The organism is Marinobacter sp. AC-23 (genome assembly GCF_001858325.1).
GTDB lineage: Bacteria > Pseudomonadota > Gammaproteobacteria > Pseudomonadales > Oleiphilaceae > Marinobacter.
In genome coordinates, this window is record NZ_MBPP01000015.1 from 1 (window position 1) to 19,967 (window position 19,967).

Below are 19,967 nucleotides of genomic sequence, written 5' to 3' on the forward strand. Positions count from 1 at the left end.
CTCGCTTGGTGAAGTGCAAAGCGGAGTCCGCCGGCAAGGTCTACGGCACCCAGGCAACAAAATCGGTAATGCCCATCTGAAGTGGGCCTTCTCCGAGGCAGCGGTACTGTTTATCCGTAACAGCGATAAAGCCAAGCGCTACGTCGAAAAACTTCAGAAGCGCATGAACAAACCCAAGGCCCTGTCTGCGCTGGCCCACAAACTGGGGCGGGCGGCCTACTTCATGCTCAAAGACAAGAGGGTGTTCGATGAACAACGATTCCTGAAAGGTTAGTCACGCCACGGGCTGAGCATGATGTCTAACTGGATCAGAGAGGATGACTGTGAAGACTGCGAGTCCGCTGACTGGTACCCGATACCGCCGCAGTTCTCTGTCACCGATGTCGAAGCCAGAGCGATTTGATTAGCCAGCCCGTGGGCGTGCCTTAATACCATGAGCCAGTGCGCTTACACCGGTCCTGAGCCTGAACCTAACTGGAGCCCTGCAGCCCGTCGTTTGAATAGTGCCAGTGATCGGTTAACCGATGAATGTCTGGTGCCCCTGACCCACCGAAGGAACGACCGGTCAGGCTGTGGCCTAAAGCCACGTAAGAGAGCCCCTATATGTGTTTGCTGTAAGTGCCTGACAGCTCTACGAGACTGACGAAGCAGGCGTTCTCGCTCATGGGTTTAGATTGGCCGCTGGCGCGGCCAAAAAAACGACTATTGCCTATTGATTCCGAGAAGGCTCATATGTGTTAGGCTTTGTGCTCACTACTATATTCGCCCTTTCTCGACTAGGCGCCTGTAGTGCTCACCAAGCACCGTCAAACGACACCCTTTACCTTCCATTGCTGCATTCCACATATGTGGCGCATCTACCGGGACAACCAAATTAACCCGGTTAAATTTCTGCAAGATAGCAAAGGTGCGCGTATTTTCAGGGTCAGGGTCTGGCATTCCCTCGCTACGGCCTTTCATTTCTGGTTCAAAAGATGGATCAAGTTTGAATTCATGGCCAGGCGAGGGGAATATCTCTAGAAGCCTTTGAAGATCTGAGAGCTGAACAGTTGGCTGAACTTTTTTTAACGACACAAAACTCTTAACGTTTGTTTTGAAAACAGGTCTTTGTTCCCAAGCTCCCAGAGACTGATCTATATAGGCATAAACTCCGCCGGGACTCACGTCACCTAACAAGTTGGCAGAAACTCCATTCAATGCGTCGACGAACAGAGTTGTGAAAACACCCCGACCATCTTTCTCAGTAGCGTATTGCTCTGCGGTTGATGCTGTCAGAATCGTTACGCCTTCAGCAATTACTGCGTTATCACCACTTGTAGCGGGCGTTCCGGCAATGCCAGAATGACAGCTATCCAAAATGATTATTTTATTCCGCGCTTTCGATTTATTAGCAATAGCCAAAATGTCATTCAGTGAGAGGCCATCATCCCCTCTAGAGCAGTCACTACCTATAAGGTAACCACCCGTTGATTCAACGTAGCCGTGGCCAGCAAAGTAAAAGAGAGCAATTTCACTATCATCTTCAAACAGCTCTTTGACGTAATCCTTCAGCTGGCCTCTCGTGACTTGGTCTGATGGCCCGGTCCCAGTGAATATCTGAACGTCAAAGTTTATAGTGCCATCACCATTTCTTGCTAAGGCTGCTTTTACTGCATGCGCATCGTCTACACACCCAAATAGGGGCGAGACATGCGCATAGTAATTAATACCAACAACTAGAGCCTTCCTCATGTTGCCTCCGTTACAGTGTATCAATCCAGTTTTTAATATTGTCCCATGTCCAATTAACGACCCGAGTACCCTCAAGCTCTTTGGGTAAGGTCGCAGGACGATCCGTGGAGCTTCCGTATATGCCGCGACGCGATATGCCCTCTTCCTTCGCGCATTTTACTTCCCATAGCTGGCCGTCAGCATTCTTGGTGTTTTTGGTGACTATAATTATTACGCCGTCGCAGCCTTTAATTTTCATCCGACAGTTTGTCTTCCATGCGGAGTCCCATGGCTTTTTAACGGACATATCTACAAATTCGAACGGTGACTTTTCGTTTTTTGCTTGCCCCACAAGAAAATCACGAAGAGTCTTATCTTCCATAGCAAAGCTGATAAAAATACGTTTCTTGCTCATTATTTACTCCTTAGTTAATAGAAAAGCCCAACAGCTAATTCAACGACAAATGACATCTATCCATATGCGCCTATTTCCCTGCGTGGCACATGCAAGCCATAAAATTTGTCTTTTTTATCAACAAACTACCTATTCTATAAGGTAGTTCGCTTGGAAATAAGCGTCAATTGTCGGATTCTCCCAAAAATACGTGTTCGCTTATCTACCATCGTTACACACTGACTATTTCAGATTTTTCATAGGGTTGTAAGCTGCCCAACCGAAAAATTACGAAGTTTTGCGACAGTTGTCGTATATCTCCGTCTTTTGCCGTGCAATTACGGCGAGCCTCGCTCAAAATACTGTATATAAAAACAGCATGGAGGCTGAACCTATGATCTTGGATATACCACCAAAGTTACCAGACACTCCTACCCGCTTCATGGACCAGCTGCGGGCACTGATCCGCAGCCGGAACCTGGCCTACAAAACTGAACAGACCTACTGTCACTGGATCAAGCGCTTCATCCGTTTTCATGACATGCAGCACCCTTCTACCTGCTCGGCAAAGGAGGTGGAGCAATTTTTGTCGCATCTCGCGATACGGCGTAATAACAGCGTGAGCACGCAACGAACTGGTCAGAAAACGCTTCAACGCTATGTTTCAAAAGGATTTAAAGGAAGTTAATACTCATACGAAAGGCGTTCCGCGATCAGATTTACAGGCCAGCTATTGACACTCCCGCGCTCCATACATATGATACGCGCCGCTTCCTTTGGTGAAGCGATGTGGCAAGGTAGCTCAGTTGGTTAGAGCACGGCACTCATAATGCCGGGGTCGGCGGTTCAACTCCGCCCCTTGCTACCAGTATTTGAAAAAGGTCGCGATTCACGTCGCGGCCTTTTTTTATTTTCGGGTAACCCAAACGCGCAACGCCTTGCCCTAGCGGAGAGTCCTCATGAGAACCACCGGCGACAGAATCCGGCAAGCGGTTTCCTTTGAAGTTATCGGGCTGCTGATTTCCGTTCCCCTTGCAGCCTTTGTTTTCGGTTACTCTCTCGAAAAACCGGCGTGCTTGGCTAATTGGCGCCACGCTTGCCACAACTTGGAACTACCTGTTTAACCTGGGGTTCGACCACACCCTGAAACGCCTAACAGGCTCTACACGCAAATCCATAAAACTTCGCTTCCTGCATGCTTTCAGTTTTGAGCTGGGGCTGCTGATCGTTTTTCTGCCGATTATTGCGTGGTGGATGGAGATTGAACTACTGGAAGCGTTTCTGGTGGACGTTTCATTTGCCCTGTTTTATCTGGTTTACGCCTTTGTGTTTACCTGGTGTTACGACACAACCTTCCCCGACACAGATGCAGCGGCGTCACTCGATTAGCGCCTCTCGATTAGTGAGTGCCTGCCTGGGACAGCGCGTTCAGCACAAACACGCCGGAAACTATCAGCGCCATACCAACCATGCCCCAGGCATCCAGCTTCTGCCCGAACGCCAGCCAACCTACGGCAGCCATCAGAACGATACCCAGGCCAGCCCAGATTGCGTAAGCGATACCAACCGGAATGGTGCGTAACGCCAAGGACAACAGGTAAAACGCGGCACCATAGCCCAGGATGACCACCACCGAAGGCACCAACCGGGTAAACCCTTCGCTCGCTTTAAGCGCAGATGTGGCCACAACTTCTGCCACGATGGCCACCCCCAGTAAAACCCAGTTATTCATCAGTCACACCTTTCATCCTCAATGATTTATTGCCCCACGGCTCACGGAAGACCTTGTAAGGCAAACATATTATGTTTGGGTATGTCACGATTGCATACCGCTATAAACTCCGCCAAATCTATATGGCATACTGGCTCACTAAAGCAATAATACCGACTGCCCATTCGCAAGGAAGTTAACATGAAATTTGAAACGCTCGCCCTACACGTCGGCTTTAACGGCGACCCCACTACCAAGGCGGCCACCACACCGATCTACCAAACCACGTCTTACACGTTCGACGACACCCAACATGGTGCAGATCTGTTCGACCTGAAGGTTGCGGGCAACATTTACACCCGCATCATGAACCCCACCAACTCGGTTCTTGAAGAGCGCATGGCCGCACTTGAAGGCGGCGTGGGTGCTCTGGCCGTTGCCTCTGGCATGTCTGCCATCACCTATGCTCTGCAAACCATCTGCCGGGTTGGCAACAACATTGTAAGCACAAGCCAGCTATACGGCGGCACATACAACCTGTTCGCCCACTCACTGCCCAACCAGGGCATTGAATGCCGTATGGCTCGCCACGATGACTTCGACGCCATCGAAAACGCCATCGATGACCAAACGCGCGCGCTGTTCTGCGAATCCATCGGCAACCCAGCCGGCAACGTGGTGGATATTGCCCGTTGGGCCGAAATTGCCCACAAACACGGCATCCCACTCATTGTTGATAACACCGTAGCTACGCCCTATCTTTGCCGCCCGTTCGAGCACGGCGCAGATGTTGTGGTTCACTCTCTCACCAAGTACATCGGCGGCCACGGCACCACCGTAGCCGGCTGTGTTGTGGATTCAGGCAAGTTTGACTGGAAAGCCAACGGCGCCAAGTTCCCCATGATGAACGAGCCGGATCCGTCTTATCACGGTGTGGTATACACAGAAGCCTTGGGCGCTGCAGCCTTTATCGGCCGCTGCCGCGTTGTGCCTCTGCGTAACACCGGCTCTGCCCTCTCGCCGTTCAACTCGTTCCTGATCATGCAAGGCCTGGAAACTCTTGGCCTGCGTATGGAGCGCCACTGCGAGAATGCTGAAAAAGTTGCCAACTACCTGCAGGAACATCCGGCAGTGGAGTGGGTTAACTACGCAGCACTGGCTAACAGCCCGTTCAAAGCCACTTGCGACAAAATTTGTGGCGGCAAGGCTTCGGGCATTCTGAGCTTCGGCATCAAGGGCGGGCGCGAAGCCGGCGCAAAGTTCATTGATGCGCTGGATCTGATCTATCGCCTGGTGAACATTGGCGACGCCAAATCGCTGGCTTGCCACCCGGCAACCACCACGCACCGTCAGTTGAGCCCGGAAGAGCTCGAGCACGCAGGTGTAAGTGAAGACCTGGTGCGCCTGTCTATTGGCATTGAGCACGTAGACGATATATTGGCCGACATTACACAGGCCTTGGAAAAAGCCCAAGCGTAATTGGCCTCAGCCGGGTACGACCGAAGTCGTGCCCGACACCCCGCCCATAACCCAGTGATTGCCCTTACCTGCCTTGTAACTGTCCCGTCAGCGATTATTCTCTAGAGTTCCCCAAGCCTTAATGAGAGTCCGGTTGCAATGAGCGAAAGCGCAAAGCCCCGCGTCACCAGTGGTTCCAAATTCCGCAACGAGCATGGTTTTTCGGCCATCAAAGATGGCGTGAAGCGCTCGGCAAAGCAGGAATCGGTACCGGTTGATCGAAAGCCCAAATGGCTGAGAGCACGCATGCCGGGCGGCGAACGCTTTGAAGCCGTTCGAAAAAACGTCACCGAAAACCGGGTGAGCACCGTATGCCAGGAATCTCACTGCCCTAATATTGGCGAGTGCTGGACTGCTGGCACCGCGACAATCATGGTGCTGGGTTCTGTGTGCACTCGCGCCTGCCGGTTTTGTGCGGTGGATACCGGCAACCCCAATGGTTGGCTAGACAAAGACGAGCCAGAAAACACGGCCAAATCTGTCGAGCTGATGGGGCTGCGTTACATTGTGCTTACATCGGTAGACCGGGACGACCTGGAGGATGGCGGCGCTGCCCATTACGCCGCCTGCGTTTCCGCAATCAAGAAGCGCACACCCAACGTTGCTGTGGAAGCGCTGACGCCAGACTTCGATGCAGTGATGTCTGATGTGGAGAAAGTGCTGGATTCCGGCCTTGAAGTATTTGCGCAGAACGTGGAAACCGTGGAGCGACTGACCCGCCGTGTGCGTGATCCACGCGCCGGTTACCAGAAAACGCTCAGTGTACTGGCTCATGCTAAACAACATCGCCCAGATGTGCTCACCAAAACCAGCCTGATGCTGGGCCTGGGGGAGGCTGAGGAAGAGATTCTTGCCACGATGGACGACCTGCGCGCCATTGGCGTGGATATCCTGACCCTGGGCCAATACCTACGCCCTACACCGAACCATTTACCGGTGGAGGAGTATGTAACCCCCGAAGCTTTCAACAGGTATCGCGAGATCGGTCTTGAGAAGGGTTTTATGGAAGTGCCCTCTGGGCCTATGGTGCGCTCCAGTTACCGGGCAGACAAAGTATTCGACAAAAACAATCTGGGGCTAGCTGTGCCCAAGGTGCCTGACTCTGGCGCCATGCAGATACCCGTAAAAGCTATAGACTGATACTGAGCCAGGGCAGTGCACACATTGGCTGTGCACTGCCCCTTTGCTTTCGCCCCAACCTGCAAGGGAGGGGGCAGCAAGTATGTTACTGGCCTTGCTGTTGCATCATCTGGCGCTGCTGCATTTGCTGGCGCATCTGCTGCATTTTCTTATCGAGTTCGTCACGCTGCTCCTGAGTAAACACGCTGTCTACCTTGGCCTGCATCAGCGTTGAAAGCGCTGCGATTTCACCGGTCACCTCACCAAGATCTTCAGCATGATCGCGGATAGCGTCTTCATCGTAATCCGCTTTTATCTCACTCTGCATTTTTTGCTGCAATGCTTTGGCTTCTTCGCGCAGGGTTCCGATCTCATCCTGCATGCCATCAAGGATGCCACGAACCTCTTCCTGCTGATCTTCTGAAAGCCCTACCATCTGCGCCAGCTGGTCAACCTGATCCGGCTGGCCACCGGCTGCTTGCTGGGCCAATACTGGTGCTGACAGGCTCAATGTAACAAGAGCCGTACCAAAAAGTTTTGCGAGCTTCATAAAAAATCTCCGTTAACGATTTGCTTTAGTGGTAATTAACTGGATTAACACCCTAAAGCATCCTGCCCCTGTTTTTCACCCCGATATCCCTTCTATTTGTACATGTTGTGCGCCATGCCCGCCCTGAACCCGCTGCACGAGCGCATTGAAACAAATGTGAAAGTTTAGTCATTCCCCGTCATAATGGCGCGGTTCACATACTTCCGGAGCGTAATCGATGGCTATTAACTGGTTTCCAGGGCACATGCATAAGGCCCGCAAGGAGATCAAAAAGATCATGCCTCAGATGGATCTCATCATTGAGGTGCTCGACGCACGCATCCCCTTCAGTAGCGAAAACCCTCTGGTGCCCGAGCTGCGCGGCGACACGCCACTGATCAGAGTCCTTAACAAACGCGACCTGGCGGATCCGGAAATTACCGCGCAATGGCAGACCTGGCTGGAAAAAGAGCGGGGCGTGCGAACTATCACCCTCACCCGCAACCAACGCGGCGAGGCGCTGGATATTCTCCGGCTGGCCAGTGAAATGACACCAAATCACGATCGCCAAAAAAGCGCACTGCGGGTCATGATTTTGGGCATACCAAACGTAGGAAAGTCCACTCTGATCAACACATTGGCCGGCCGACCGGCTGCAAAAACCGGCAATGAGCCCGCAGTGACCAAGGCGCAGCAAACCATCAAATTGCCGGACAACGTTCTTCTTTACGATACGCCTGGGTTCCTGTGGCCAAAGCTCTCGCCCGAAGCTTGCGGCTATCGGCTGGCGATCACCGGAGCCATTCGCAGCTCCGTTCTGGATTTTGAAGACATCGCGATGTTTGAGGCCGATTACCTACGGGAAGCCTACCCGGAGCTGATAAAAGCGCGCTACGGTTTTGATGATCTGCCGGTGGACGGCCTGGCCGTGATGGACGGCATTGCCGCGAAGCGACGGTTTCTGGGGCGTGGCGGTGTGCCGGATCTGAACAAGGTCTCAGAAGTATTACTCAATGAATTTCGCGCCGGTACACTTGGGCGAATTTCTCTTGAGACACCGAAAATGGTTGAACGAGAAATACAGGATGCCGCTGTCGTTGAGGCCGAAAAAGAGTCTAAACTGGCAGATAAGAAAGCCGCTGCCAAAGCATCCCGCTCTGGTCGCCGCCTGTAAACTGCATTAGGAGAACGGTATGAGACGAGTCGTTGTTACCGGTATGGGTATTGTTTCGTGCCTGGGCAACTCCCTTGATGAGGTTCATACAAGCCTTAAAACCGGAGCCTCAGGCATCCGCTTTAATGAAACCTACAAAGAAAAAGGGTTTCGCAGCCAGGTTTCTGGCTCACCGGTTGTCGATACCACGGTTATCGACCGGAAGATGCGACGCTTCATGGGCCCTTCTGCCATGTACAGTTACCTCGCTATGGAGCAAGCAATTGCCCAGGCAGGCCTTAGTGACGAGCAAATTTCCAACGACCGCACAGGGCTGATTGCCGGTTCCGGAGGCTCATCTTGCTCAAGCCAAGTAGAGGCAACCGATATCATGCGGGCGAAAGGCGTAAAGCGCATCGGGCCTTATATGGTGCCTCGCATCATGACCAGCACGGTTTCTGCCTGCCTGGCTACCGCCTACAAGATTCGTGGCGTTAACTACTCCATGTCTTCGGCCTGCGCCACAAGTGCGCACTGCATTGGTCATGCCATGGAGCAGATTCAATACGGCAAGCAGGATATTGTGTTTGCTGGCGGCGGTGAAGAAGAAGACTGGAGCCTAACCATGATGTTCGATGCCATGGGTGCGCTCTCCACCAAATACAACGACATGCCGGAAACTGCGTCCCGCCCGTTTGATTCAGGGCGAGATGGTTTTGTGATCGCCGGTGGCGGCGGCATGGTGGTGCTTGAGGAACTGGAGCACGCACAAAAACGCGGGGCCAACATTATCGCGGAACTGACCGGCTATGGCGCCACTTCCGACGGCTACGACATGGTCGCCCCTTCCGGCGAAGGCGCCCAACGCTGTATGAACCAAGCCATGGCAACCATTCGTGGGAAGGTCGATTACATCAACGCCCACGGCACCAGCACCCCAGTGGGCGATTTAGCGGAGATGGGCGCCGTGCAGAAAACCTTTGGCGCTGACATTCCCGCCATATCCTCCACCAAGTCCCTCTCGGGCCACTCTTTGGGCGCGGCGGGCGTTCACGAAGCAATTTATTCACTGCTGATGTTGCAGCACGGCTTTATAGCCGGCACCGCCAACCTGAGCTCGATAGATGAGGCCATTGGAAATATACCGCTGGTAGGGCCACAAGGCCGGGAAGCACAACTTAATACTGTTATGTCCAACAGCTTCGGTTTTGGTGGCACAAACGCCTCTTTGATTTTTGAGAGGCTGTCGGCTTAACGGCGTCTGGGTGGAGCCAGTCCAGCGGCTCCGCCTTTTATATTTCCACTATATGCACATGTCCTTAAGCTTCATCATTGGCAAACTCGCCCCCGCGTATTAAAATATCAAATTGATTTGCATCAACCTGGACGGTTTATAACCAATGACCCAAGCAACAAGACTACGCCAGGCTACCTCTGCTCTCAAAGCTTCCTGCCACCAATGCAGCCTAAGCAACCTGTGCTTACCACTCGCTATTCAGGACAACGATCTGGACAGCCTGGAAGACATTGTTCAACAGGGGCGTATTTACAATCGCGGCGAACACATTTTTGACCAAAGCTCGCCGTTTCGTTCGTGCTTTGCGGTAAAGAGCGGTTCAATTAAAACATCGATTATTACCGAGGGTGGTGAAGAGCAGGTCACAGGCTTCTTTATGCCTGGCGAGCTTGTGGGCCTAGACAGCATGAGCGGCGAGACTTACGCCTGCACAGCCAAGACTCTCGAACGCACCAGCGTATGCGAGTTCCCGATAGACAAGTTGGAAGAGCTCACGGGTAAGCTGCCGGATTTACAGCACCACATGTATCGCCTGATGGGCCAGGAAATCCAGAACAGCCATCAGCTTGCCATGCTGCTTAGCAAGAACACAGCCGAAGAACGCATTGCATCTCTGCTTTTGTCGCTGTCCAGCCGCTTCCAGCGCAGGCGCATGTCACCTACCAACTTTAGCCTGCCAATGGCCAGAAATGACATTGCCAACTTTCTGGGGCTTGCCGTAGAAACGGTTAGCCGGGTCTTCACCCGCTTTCAGAATCAAGGCATCATCCGGGCACGGGGGCGTGAAGTGGAGCTGCTGGATGTTGAAGCACTGCAATTGGTAACACGGGAGTTTTCCCGCCAAGGCTGCAGCCAATAAACTGCCTTTTTCCTGCACCGGCCTACACTAGGTGGCTGGTGCTCCAGCTTCTGCACGCACCGCCTCATTCTTCAGCGTTTCCAGCTCACCAACCAACCCCGAGCGCCAAGGGAACTGTTTTATTCCAAATGTATTGCGGATTTTTGTGCAGTTCAGCGTAGTGTTTGGCGGCTCCAGGGCGCCCCATGGCGGCATATCGTCCACCACATGAAGATCTTCAGAAATCTGCGGCAAGCCCGCGATTGCCAGGCCCAGCTCGTACAGGCTGATTTCTTCAGCGCCCGCATACTGGAATGTTCCCCATACCTCTGCACCACAATCTAGCTGCTGTATAACAGCCGTTATTACCCGTGCGAGGTCTCTTACTGAGACCGGCTGGCCCACACACCGCCCTGGCAGTGATAGAACCTCCGTGACGGCCGCATTCGCCTGAACCTTGCGGATAAAGCGGCCCAGGCTCCAGCCCGTGCGTAAAATGATATGCCGGGGCATGAGTGTGCGTAGCGCCTGCTCGCACTCCCACTGCCAGCCACCCAACTGATTCATTGGCTGACCGGGGTTGGAGGCTAAATAACCACTTTGCTTGCGACCATCAAACACATAACAAGATGACAACTGGAACAGAGCAATGCGTCGGTCACGGGCAAACTCCGCGATGGCTACCGGCAGAGAAAACGCTGCCTTATGGGTGCCCTCGGGATCCCGTTCAGCGGCTTCTGGATCGGCCAGCCAGAGCGCGTTAACAATGAGATCTGTATCTTCCGGGATCCAGTGCTCCAGAGCACTGAGATCTGCGTTGTCCGGGTTGCTGACCAGCAAAGGGCTGACCTGCAGCGACGTTTCCCGAAGCCGCTCAAGCAGAACCTTCCCTAAGGGGCCATAATCGTGAACAACAAGTACATGCACTAGAACTCAATGCCTCCGGATATAACTCATATGACGGTTTCAGCGTTCCGCCAGGCCAATGGCTTCTCGCCACTCATTAATACAATGCCCTACAATACAGGGTGTAGTCAGGCTCTCTCAGATAACACCACCTTTATTAGTGCTATCAAAAATATACATCACTAGAGGTCGTCATGTTAAAACAACACAGCCACATTGTAGCGCCCATTCCCGATGAATTACGTACCCGTGCATTATATATCGTGGAAGAGCTGCGCGGGCGAGGCAAGGCCGACAAAGAGGCAATCGACAAGCTCTACGGCCTGATCGTAGACATGACTGACGCCGGCCTGGACTTCTTTTTTATCGAGCCCCTGCGGCGCCTGAGAGCCAGCAAGATGATGCTAAGCATGGCCAAGGTGGGCATCGGCAGCATGCTCAAAGGTAGCAAAATGGTTGTCCATAAAGTACTAAAAAAACTGGATGATCGCAGCTTGGACTCCATTCTCGATTTCATTGAGGAAATCATTCACGAGCCAGAGCACTAAAAAGATGTACGGGGAACCCGGCTGGTAACGCCCGTTAACAGCTCATAAGAGATGGTACCTGCACAGCTGGCAACCTCATCAACCCCTACGGTGCGCCCCCAAAGCTCAACGGGGTCGCCCTCGCGGGCCTCCGGCGCATTGCTCAGATCCACCGCCAGCATATCCATGGACACCCGGCCGATCAGCCGAATACGGCGACCGTCTATCGCTGCGGGCGTATCAGTGCCTGCATGACGGGGATAACCATCTCCGTAACCAATAGCCACCATACCCATTCGGGTATCGCGCTGTGCCACCCAGGCACCCCCATAACCAACACTTTCACCAGCACTTACAACACGCGTAGTGATAAGTGGTGCCTCCAGGGTCATCACGGGCTCAAGACCCAGCTCCGGGCCCGTCTTGCCCACCACTGGGGAGCCACCGTAGAGCATAATACCCGGGCGGCTCCAATCAAACAGTGGTTGGCCGGAAATGAAGTGCGCAGCAGAGTTACCCACGCTTTTCAGTAGCTGGGGCCAGGGAGCGGTAGCCGTTTCAAACGTAGCCGTTTGGGCAGCGGTCATTGTGCTTTCGGCATCGTCGGCACAGGCAAAGTGACTTACAAAGCCATGCAGTCGGCCGCCAACGCCTATCTTCTCAAGCCTGGCCATCACAGCAGGCAGCTCATTCGGCCGAAAACCCAGGCGGTTCATGCCGGTGTTAACCTTCAACCAAAAATCGGGCGCGTGGCCCCCCTGCTCCAGCCAGTTCAATTGGTGCTCGCCGTGCAATACCGGTTCAAAATTCTGCTGTGCGCAATCCGCCAAATCACCGGCCGCATGCACGCCCTGCAGCAGAACCACCGGCTGGGCAAGGCCAGCTGCTCGAATAGCCGCAGCTTCTTCAATACAAGCAACGGCGTACTTGGGCGCAACATCCGCCAAGGCGGATGCAACCTGGGCAATGCCATGGCCATAGCCATCTGCCTTTACAACAGCCATTGCTTTGGCACTGCCCGCACGTTCACGCGCTGTGCAGTAGTTATTACGAAGAGCATTCAGATCAATGCGGGCGGTTGTGCTGCGCGGCATCAGTATTCACCACCATAATCGCCGTAGTCACCATGGGCCAAGTCTTCAAACTTGGTGTACTTGCCAATAAACGCCAAGCGAAGCGTACCGATAGGGCCGTTACGTTGCTTGCCGATAATAATTTCTGCAATACCCTTATCCGGCGTGTCCTCGTTGTATACCTCATCACGATAAACAAACATGATGACGTCCGCATCCTGCTCAATCGCACCAGATTCCCGCAAGTCCGAGTTGATAGGCCGCTTGTTGGGCCGCTGCTCAAGGCTTCGGTTAAGCTGTGAAAGTGCAACTACCGGGCAACTAAGCTCTTTCGCAATGCCCTTCAAAGATCGAGAGATTTCGGAAATTTCCGCCGTTCGGCCTTCCGTGTTACCGGGCACCCGCATCAACTGCAGGTAATCCACCATGATCAGCCCAATTTTGCCGCCGTTCTCCCGGGCGATCCTGCGCGCGCGCGAGCGCAGCTCTGTGGGGCTGAGGCCTGGCGTATCATCAATATATAACGGTTTGTCTTTAAGCAGGCTAACGGCAGAGGTTAGGCGGGGCCAATCGTCTTCTTCGAGTTTACCGCCCCGAATTTTGGTTTGATCGATACGCCCAAGAGACGAAAGCATACGCATGGCCAGCGCATCTGCTGGCATCTCCATACTGAACACCAGAACCGGAGTGCCCGTGCTTATCAGCGCATTTTCGACAATGTTCATGGCAAACGTGGTCTTACCCATAGAGGGCCTGCCTGCCACTATGATGAGATCTGCCGGCTGCATACCGGATGTCTGATCATCAAGATCCCTGAAGCCTGTCGTCAAACCGGTGGTTTGTTCGCCAGATTCAAACAGCTCTTCTATGCGGCTAAGGGTTTTGGTAAGAATCGGATTGATAGATTGGGGGCCTGAACCCTCTTTAACCCGGGACTCGGCAATCTGAAAGACGTTGCGTTCAGCTTCATCCAGAATTTCGTTGCTGTTGCGACCCTGTGGGTTGAACGCAGCGTCGGAAATCTTGCCCGACACTTCCACAAGCTGCCTGAGGATGGAGCGTTCGCGAACGATCTCGGCGTAGGCGCGTATATTAGCAGCACCCGGTGTTTTCTCGGCCAGTTCGGCCAAATAAGACAACCCGCCGGCGTCTTCAATATCTCCGGCTCGCTCCAAAAATTCGGCCAGGGTAACAACATCCAGCGGTTCGTTTTCATTGGCAAGGCGCTCCACGGCGCCAAAAATAAGCCGATGATCCTGACGATAAAAATCACCAGTAGAGATTATCTCGGTGATCTCATCAAACCGCCGATTATCCAGCATAAGTCCACCAAGTACCGCCTGCTCCGCTTCTGCTGAATGGGGAGGCACCTTAATGCGACTGGTTTCCAGATCGGTATTTGCGGGCTTCAGATTAGGCTTGGCCATGAACACTTCTTCAGTTAAACGTCACAACCACAACAATATATGAGAAATGTCGCGGCTATGGGAAGGGGTTACTGGAGGCTACCAGCATACCAGAAAGCAACAAGCCCGAAAGCCGTATTAACGGTTCGGGCTTGTTGGGTGTGCCGAGCAAAACCCGGCACTGCTTTCAAAGAAAGCAGGTTACGCGGCAACTACCGCCAGCGTAACAGTCACATCAACGTCTGAGTGCAGGTGAAGCTCGATTTCGTACTCACCGGTAACCCGTAGTGGGCCTTCCGGCAGGCGAACTTCGCTCTTCTCAACTTCAGTACCTGCAGCGGTGATTACGTCTGCAATATCACGCACACCGATGGAGCCGAACAGCTTACCTTCGTCACCTGCTTTAGAGGTTACTGTGAAGGATGCACCTTCCAGAGCCTCAGCGCGGGACTGAGCTGTTGCCAGCTTGTCAGCTGCCGCTTTCTCAAGCTCGGCACGACGCTCTTCAAACGCCTTCAGGTTTGCTTCAGTGGCAGGCGCAGCCTTGCCATACGGAAGCAGAAAATTACGGCCGTAACCGGACTTAACTTTTACCTTGTCACCCAGGGTGCCAAGGTTTGCAACTTTCTCGAGCAGAATAACTTCCATCTCGTTAACCTCTTCGTGCTTTATTCAGTCGGCCCGGCGGGCTTTATGCGCCCCCGAATATCCAACCAGCTATCCACAAAAGCCAGAACCACTAACAGAATCATCAGACTTGGGCCCAAAAGCACCAGCGCAACATAAAACATCGCAAGCCAATGGCTGCTCAGCTGTTTACGCCCAACAATGCCATGAATCAGAGCCAGCCCCGCCAAAAACATCGGCGTTCCGGCTACCCACGCCAGCAACATGGAGTTCAGCCCAATAAAGGGGCCTACTACCATGGTAACCGTAAGAACCACAGCGATGGCGGGTGACAACTTAAGGTCGTGAAACTCCTTTCGGAAACCGCCAGGGTTATACAACCCCGACTGCCACGCTCTTGCAAGCATTGTCATGCCCACGCCCACTGCCAGGTAGCTACCGGCCATACTGGCGTTCATGGTGTCCCGTATAACCGTCTCGAGATCACTCCCAAGGGATTGGGCCACTTCAGCATTGTACTGTTCGTAAAAACTGACCCCGGCGCGAACGAGCTCGTCCAGCAAACCGGGATACATCATGGGCAACGTAAGCCCCATAACGATCGCCAGAAAGCTCCCTCCTAAAAGGGCTCTCTCCCAGGACAGCGTTGTTCTGATCAATGACGCCATCAGCATCACCTGCAGCAACACGGCCAAGGCTGTTGGATCGCCTCCGAACACACTCCAGCCAAGAGCTGGCAGTAATGCCCAAAGGCCGATGGCAAGCCCCTGGCTAATGCCAAGCCTGAGAATTACCAGGCCGACAACTGCTGCGCCAATCCAGAACAGCAAAGGCACCGCAGTTGTAACCGCTGCTACCCCGCTGGCCTGCAGGGGACCGCGCATTACAAATTGTGCTAGAGCACGCATGGTCCCAAGTCCTGTATATCTGTTACTTAGTTATCGTGGCTGTCCGAGTACGGCAGCAGTGCCAGGAAGCGAGCGCGCTTGATAGCGGTAGCCAACTGACGCTGATAACGTGCTTTTGTGCCGGTAATACGGCTGGGCACGATTTTGCCGGTTTCAGTGATGTAGCCTTTCAGGGTGTCCAGATCCTTATAATCGATCTCTTTAACACCTTCTGCCGTGAAACGGCAGAATTTACGACGTCTGAAAAAACGAGCCATAACGTAACTCCTCAACTCCGGTTAATTACTCTTCTTCGTCCTGGGTTTCAGCTTTCTGGCTGTCTTCCTGAGGCTCTTCTTGACGCTCCTCAGATTGACGATCATCAGAAGGTTCAGCTGAACGACGTGGACGATCATCTCCGCTTGGACGACGGTCCTCACGGGACTCAGCGGCTTTCATCGGAGAGATATCAGCAACGGCTTCATCGCGACGCAGAATCAGGTCACGAATAATGGCATCGTTGAACCGGAAGTTGTGAGTCAGCTCGTCCATCGCTGTCTGTGAACATTCTACGTTCATCAGCACATAGTGAGCTTTGTGAATCTTGTTGATCGGGTATGCCATGTGACGACGGCCCCAATCTTCCAAGCGATTTACCTTGCCGCCATCTTCAGTGATGAGGGCGGTATAACGCTCGATCATCGCGGGCACTTGCTCGCTCTGATCCGGGTGTACCATAAATACGATTTCGTAGTGACGCATGAGTTCTCCCTACGGTTTGAACAGCTTTCAGTAATTCGCGGGCTAGCCGGGAAGCATGAAAGCAAGGAGGTGGCAGCCTGAGCCGCCGGTTTTTTTGCTTTATCAATAAGGCTTTACCAGAAAGGCTTAATCAAAAGCGAGGCGTTGCACACCTAACCAAAGGCAATACAAAACCTCCCCCTTAAAAAAGGGGTCACGCATTCTAGGCGGACATAGCCCAGTGTGCAAGAGTTAACCTAGGCGTTGACGCAGAGCCTCGTAAAGACAGACGCCCGTAGCGACCGAAACGTTGAGGCTGTCCACATGGCCAAGCATGGGGATATTGATAAGCTGATCGCAGTGCTCGCGGGTAAGCCGGCGCATGCCCTTGCCTTCCGCGCCCATAACCAACGCCACCGGGCCTTTAAAATCTGCCTGATACAGCGTGGCCTTCGCCTCTCCGGCGGTGCCAATCAACCAAACTCCCTGATCTTGCAGGGTACGAAGAAAACGGGCCAGGTTGGTTACACGTACAAACGGCACGGTTTCGGCGGCACCACAGGCAACCTTGCGGGCCACTGCCGTGAGCGAGGCAGACTTATCTTTGGGCACAATAACCGCCTGCACCCCTGCCGCATCACAGGTACGCATACACGCACCCAGGTTGTGTGGGTCGGTTACGCCATCCAGCACCAACAAAAACGGCGGCTTGTCGCTTGCCGCAAGCTGGGCCAGAAGATCGTCTTCTGTCCACTCGCGGCTTTCACTGACTGCGGCAACAACACCCTGATGAACCCCACCAACCCGCTCATCTAACTCCCGACGATGGACAACCCCCCACTTAACCCCCAGCTCATCCAGGGCATCTGTGATGGTTTTTACTCGCCTGTCCTGCCGGCCAGTCTGAATCCAAACCTGCTGCAACCTTTCCGGCTCGCGCTTGAGGACAGCCTCAACCGCGTGCCAGCCAAATACAAATTCTTCGGACACTGGTTCAGCTTCCTGTTATTTATCTGTCTTACGTGGCTTCCGCGGCTTGCTGGCACCGGCTGACTTACCCGGGGCTTTCTTTGGCTTCTTGCCAGCCTCACTGGCAGCTTCCGCTACCAACTGGGCTTTCGCACTGGCCGGCTTGCCCGCCTTTCCAGACTTGCCTGGCTTACCGCCTTTGCCAGATTTAGAACCCGCAGGAGCACCACCCCGGCTACGGCCCTTATCGGCGCGTTTGCCATCTTTGCCTCGGGTATCCCGCTTGGCCACATCCAGAGCATCCCGATCTGCTTGGCGACGCGTCGGCTCGCTGACCAACTCCAGGTCGATCTTGCGGTCTTCCATGCCAACCCGCATAACACGAACACGCAGTTCGTCACCCAGGCGGAAGCTAATAGCGGTACGTTCACCAATCAGGCGGTGCTTCGCAGAATCGTGATGGAAATAGTCGCCGTTCAGGTAGAGACATGCACAAGGCCTTCGATATACACACCTGAAAGCTCAACAAAGAACCCAAAGGGCACCACAGCGGCAATCACGCCATCAAACTCTTCGCCAACATGGTCGCTGAGGAACTCGCACTTGAGCCACGCCATAACATCACGGGTCGCGTCATCGGCGCGCCGCTCCGTCATCGACACGTGCTCGCCCATCCGTTCCATTTTGGCGTAATCGTATGGGTACTCCGCCAGCTTTGGATCAAACACGGCCGGCGACACCACATCCTTCGTCACCTCAGGATTGTGTATCCGGGATTTGATAGCCCGATGCACAATAAGGTCGGGGTAGCGACGAATCGGTGACGTAAAGTGGGCATAGCTTGGAAAACCAAGGCCAAAGTGGCCACTTTCTTCAGGGCTGTATACCGCTTGACTGAGCGAGCGCAACATAACCATCTGGATTACTTTTGCGTCTGGCCGATCAGATATCTGGGATAACAACGCCTGATAATCGGCGGAGGTCGGTTTGTCGCCCCCATCCAATTGCAACCCAAGTTCACCAAGGAACAAACGCACCGAATTAAGCCGCTCTTCAGCGGGCCCATCGTGTACCCGGTAAAGTGCCGGCATCTTGTGCTTTTTAAGGAAGCGCGCCGCCGCCACGTTGGCGCACAGCATGCATTCTTCCACAATTTTGTGAGCATCGTTGCGATACACCGGCACAATTTCTTCTATTTTGCGCTCGGCATCGAAAACAATACGAGTATCTGTGGTTTCAAAATCGATAGCACCACGCTCTGTTCGCGCTTTGCGCAGCAACTTGTATAGATCGTACAGGTTATGCAAATGCGGAAGCACATCGGCGTACTGGGCAGACAGCCGATATCCCGGCTCTGAATCTGGCCGCTCCAACATGTCGCTGACCTTGTTATAAGTCAGCCGCGCATGGCTGCGCATGACCGCTTGATAAAAGGTGTAACCGCTTATGTTGCCTGCAGCGCTGATGGTCATATCTGCCACCATGCACAGGCGATCTACATCTGGATTCAGGGAACACAGGCCATTGGACAGCTTCTCTGGAAGCATGGGCACCACGTGATCCGGGAAGTACACAGAGTTGCCCCGGCGCACAGCTTCCTCATCCAGGGGTGAGCCCGTGCGCACGTAATGAGATACGTCGGCTATCGCGACTACTAAGCGATAGGCGCCTCTACCTCTTGGCTCACAATAAATGGCATCGTCGAAATCCCGAGCGGTTTCATCGTCGATAGTCACCAGCCGCATATTGCGGATATCTACCCGGTTCTTTTTATCTTTCTCTTCAACTTCGCCCGGAATTGCCGCCGCCTGCTCACCTACCTCTGTAGGCCAGCTATGAGGAATGTCGTAAGAACGGATAGCCACATCAATCTCCATCCCCGGGGCCATGTGCTCACCCAGAATCTCGACGATCTTGCCAGTAGGCTGCGTGCGAACCGTAGGCTGGCGTAGAATATCCACAACCACATACTGGCCATGATACGCCTCACCCATATGCTCTTTGGGTATCAAGACTTCGTGATTGATACGGGCGTTCTCGGGCACCACGTAGGCAATACCGCTTTCATTAAAAAAGCGCCCAACTGTTTGCTGCGTGCGATGCTCTATGACATCAACAATAACGCCCTCACGCCGGCCACGGTCATCAACCTTGTCTACTCGGGCAGCCACACGGTCACCGTGAAAAACCTGGCGCATTTGCCGGGCGGTAAGAAACAGATCCGACCCGCCATCGTCTGGCACCAAAAAGCCAAAGCCATCTTTGTGGCCAATAACCCGACCGCTAACAAGATCGGCCTCTTCAATGGGTAAAAACGCGTCACGGCGATTACAAATAAGCTGGCCATCACGGCACATGGCAATCAGGCGGCGCCTAAGTGCTTCGATGCCTTCGGGTTCTGCCTGACCTAATTCGGAACACAACGTTTCGTGTGTTGCCGGCGCCCCTCGCTCTTTCAGGTGCGCGAGAATGAACTCCCGGCTCTGAATCGGGTTGTCATAATTTTGAGCCTCACGGCCAGCGTGAGGGTCTTTGTGCTTTTTATTCCTGGAAACCATTCAA

20 protein-coding genes, 1 tRNA gene and 3 pseudogenes are annotated in these 19,967 nt (G+C 53.6%); 11 read left to right on the forward strand and 13 right to left on the reverse strand.

The features are described 5' to 3' along the window. Positions 1–274: pseudogene (locus tag BCA33_RS06265) on the forward strand (IS110 family transposase); the annotation flags it as partial. Positions 275–756: 482 nt separating this feature from the next. Here BCA33_RS06265 and BCA33_RS06270 read toward each other — a convergent pair. Together BCA33_RS06270 and BCA33_RS06275 are read right to left on the reverse strand one after the other, a co-directional pair. After that, positions 757–1,731, reverse strand: a complete 975-nt coding sequence (locus BCA33_RS06270; RefSeq protein ID WP_071264301.1) for a caspase family protein — start codon at positions 1,729–1,731, stop codon at positions 757–759. Between the two features lie 10 nt (positions 1,732–1,741). After that, positions 1,742–2,125, reverse strand: a complete 384-nt coding sequence (locus tag BCA33_RS06275) for a hypothetical protein (protein WP_071264303.1) — start codon at positions 2,123–2,125, stop codon at positions 1,742–1,744. Between the two features lie 373 nt (positions 2,126–2,498). On the opposite strand from BCA33_RS06275, the gene BCA33_RS06280 reads away from it, so the two are divergent. From BCA33_RS06280 to BCA33_RS06290, 4 genes and pseudogenes are all read left to right on the forward strand, one after another. After that, the gene (locus BCA33_RS06280) at positions 2,499–2,792 is read left to right on the forward strand and encodes a site-specific integrase (RefSeq protein ID WP_071264305.1); all 294 of its coding nucleotides are present in this window, start codon (positions 2,499–2,501) and stop codon (positions 2,790–2,792) included. A 103-nt stretch (positions 2,793–2,895) separates the two neighbouring features. Then, a tRNA-Met gene (locus BCA33_RS06285) sits at positions 2,896–2,972 on the forward strand. Between the two features lie 91 nt (positions 2,973–3,063). Then, a pseudogene (locus BCA33_RS21470) lies at positions 3,064–3,120 on the forward strand (hypothetical protein); the annotation flags it as partial. Positions 3,121–3,136: 16 nt separating this feature from the next. Then, positions 3,137–3,493: a PACE efflux transporter gene (locus tag BCA33_RS06290; RefSeq protein WP_254774225.1), complete on the forward strand. Its 357-nt coding sequence runs from the start codon at positions 3,137–3,139 to the stop codon at positions 3,491–3,493. A gap of 10 nt (positions 3,494–3,503) precedes the next feature. On the opposite strand, the gene BCA33_RS06295 is transcribed toward BCA33_RS06290, so the two are convergent. Further along, positions 3,504–3,836, reverse strand: a complete 333-nt coding sequence (locus BCA33_RS06295) for a multidrug efflux SMR transporter (protein ID WP_071264307.1) — start codon at positions 3,834–3,836, stop codon at positions 3,504–3,506. Positions 3,837–4,016: 180 nt separating this feature from the next. Between BCA33_RS06295 and BCA33_RS06300 the strand changes: the two genes are divergently transcribed. Both BCA33_RS06300 and lipA read left to right on the forward strand, forming a co-directional pair. Continuing rightward, entirely contained in the window at positions 4,017–5,294 is a 1,278-nt protein-coding gene (locus BCA33_RS06300) for an O-acetylhomoserine aminocarboxypropyltransferase/cysteine synthase family protein (protein WP_071264309.1), read from the forward strand. 138 nt (positions 5,295–5,432) lie between these two features. Beyond that, a complete protein-coding gene (gene lipA, locus BCA33_RS06305; protein WP_071264311.1) occupies positions 5,433–6,473 on the forward strand; it encodes a lipoyl synthase in 1,041 nt (346 codons plus the stop codon). Positions 6,474–6,558: 85 nt separating this feature from the next. Here lipA and BCA33_RS06310 read toward each other — a convergent pair whose 3' ends face one another. Beyond that, positions 6,559–7,002, reverse strand: a complete 444-nt coding sequence (locus BCA33_RS06310; protein ID WP_071264313.1) for a Spy/CpxP family protein refolding chaperone — start codon at positions 7,000–7,002, stop codon at positions 6,559–6,561. A gap of 217 nt (positions 7,003–7,219) precedes the next feature. Here BCA33_RS06310 and ylqF point away from each other — a divergent pair, with 217 nt between their 5' ends. The 3 genes from ylqF (at position 7,220) to fnr (ending at position 10,290) form a co-directional block, all read left to right on the forward strand. Continuing rightward, the gene (gene ylqF, locus BCA33_RS06315; RefSeq protein WP_071264315.1) at positions 7,220–8,155 is read left to right on the forward strand and encodes a ribosome biogenesis GTPase YlqF; all 936 of its coding nucleotides are present in this window, start codon (positions 7,220–7,222) and stop codon (positions 8,153–8,155) included. 19 nt (positions 8,156–8,174) lie between these two features. Further along, positions 8,175–9,389 (forward strand): beta-ketoacyl-ACP synthase I, encoded by a 1,215-nt coding sequence (fabB, locus tag BCA33_RS06320; RefSeq protein WP_083394654.1) that lies wholly within the window; start codon positions 8,175–8,177, stop codon positions 9,387–9,389. A gap of 145 nt (positions 9,390–9,534) precedes the next feature. Then, positions 9,535–10,290: a fumarate/nitrate reduction transcriptional regulator Fnr gene (gene fnr / locus BCA33_RS06325; RefSeq protein ID WP_071264317.1), complete on the forward strand. Its 756-nt coding sequence runs from the start codon at positions 9,535–9,537 to the stop codon at positions 10,288–10,290. Between the two features lie 27 nt (positions 10,291–10,317). Here the strand turns inward: fnr and BCA33_RS06330 are convergent, their stop codons facing one another. Beyond that, positions 10,318–11,196 (reverse strand): sugar nucleotide-binding protein, encoded by an 879-nt coding sequence (locus BCA33_RS06330; RefSeq protein ID WP_071264319.1) that lies wholly within the window; start codon positions 11,194–11,196, stop codon positions 10,318–10,320. Positions 11,197–11,369: 173 nt separating this feature from the next. Here BCA33_RS06330 and BCA33_RS06335 point away from each other — a divergent pair, with 173 nt between their 5' ends. Next, the gene (locus BCA33_RS06335; RefSeq protein ID WP_071264321.1) at positions 11,370–11,723 is read left to right on the forward strand and encodes a hypothetical protein; all 354 of its coding nucleotides are present in this window, start codon (positions 11,370–11,372) and stop codon (positions 11,721–11,723) included. Here the strand turns inward: BCA33_RS06335 and alr are convergent. The 8 genes and pseudogenes from alr to rnr form a co-directional block, all read right to left on the reverse strand. Then, positions 11,720–12,796 (reverse strand): alanine racemase, encoded by a 1,077-nt coding sequence (alr, locus tag BCA33_RS06340; protein ID WP_071264323.1) that lies wholly within the window; start codon positions 12,794–12,796, stop codon positions 11,720–11,722. The genes BCA33_RS06335 and alr overlap by 4 nt on opposite strands. Beyond that, a complete protein-coding gene (gene dnaB, locus BCA33_RS06345; RefSeq protein ID WP_071264324.1) occupies positions 12,796–14,202 on the reverse strand; it encodes a replicative DNA helicase in 1,407 nt (468 codons plus the stop codon). Before dnaB ends, alr begins: the two co-directional genes overlap by 1 nt. A 180-nt stretch (positions 14,203–14,382) precedes the next feature. Beyond that, positions 14,383–14,829: a 50S ribosomal protein L9 gene (gene rplI, locus BCA33_RS06350; RefSeq protein ID WP_071264326.1), complete on the reverse strand. Its 447-nt coding sequence runs from the start codon at positions 14,827–14,829 to the stop codon at positions 14,383–14,385. A gap of 20 nt (positions 14,830–14,849) precedes the next feature. After that, on the reverse strand, positions 14,850–15,716 hold the full coding sequence (locus BCA33_RS06355) for a hypothetical protein (protein ID WP_071264328.1): 867 nt from the start codon (positions 15,714–15,716) through the stop codon (positions 14,850–14,852). A gap of 26 nt (positions 15,717–15,742) precedes the next feature. After that, positions 15,743–15,973, reverse strand: coding sequence for a 30S ribosomal protein S18 (rpsR, locus tag BCA33_RS06360; protein ID WP_071264330.1), 231 nt, complete (start codon positions 15,971–15,973; stop codon positions 15,743–15,745). Positions 15,974–15,998: 25 nt separating this feature from the next. Then, a complete protein-coding gene (gene rpsF / locus BCA33_RS06365) occupies positions 15,999–16,457 on the reverse strand; it encodes a 30S ribosomal protein S6 (RefSeq protein WP_071264332.1) in 459 nt (152 codons plus the stop codon). 231 nt (positions 16,458–16,688) lie between these two features. After that, complete coding sequence (gene rlmB / locus BCA33_RS06370; RefSeq protein WP_071264334.1) at positions 16,689–17,426, reverse strand: 23S rRNA (guanosine(2251)-2'-O)-methyltransferase RlmB; 738 nt, start codon at positions 17,424–17,426, stop codon at positions 16,689–16,691. A gap of 15 nt (positions 17,427–17,441) precedes the next feature. Beyond that, positions 17,442–19,963 (reverse strand): annotated as a pseudogene (gene rnr, locus BCA33_RS06375) (ribonuclease R). Positions 19,964–19,967: the final 4 nt, after the last annotated feature.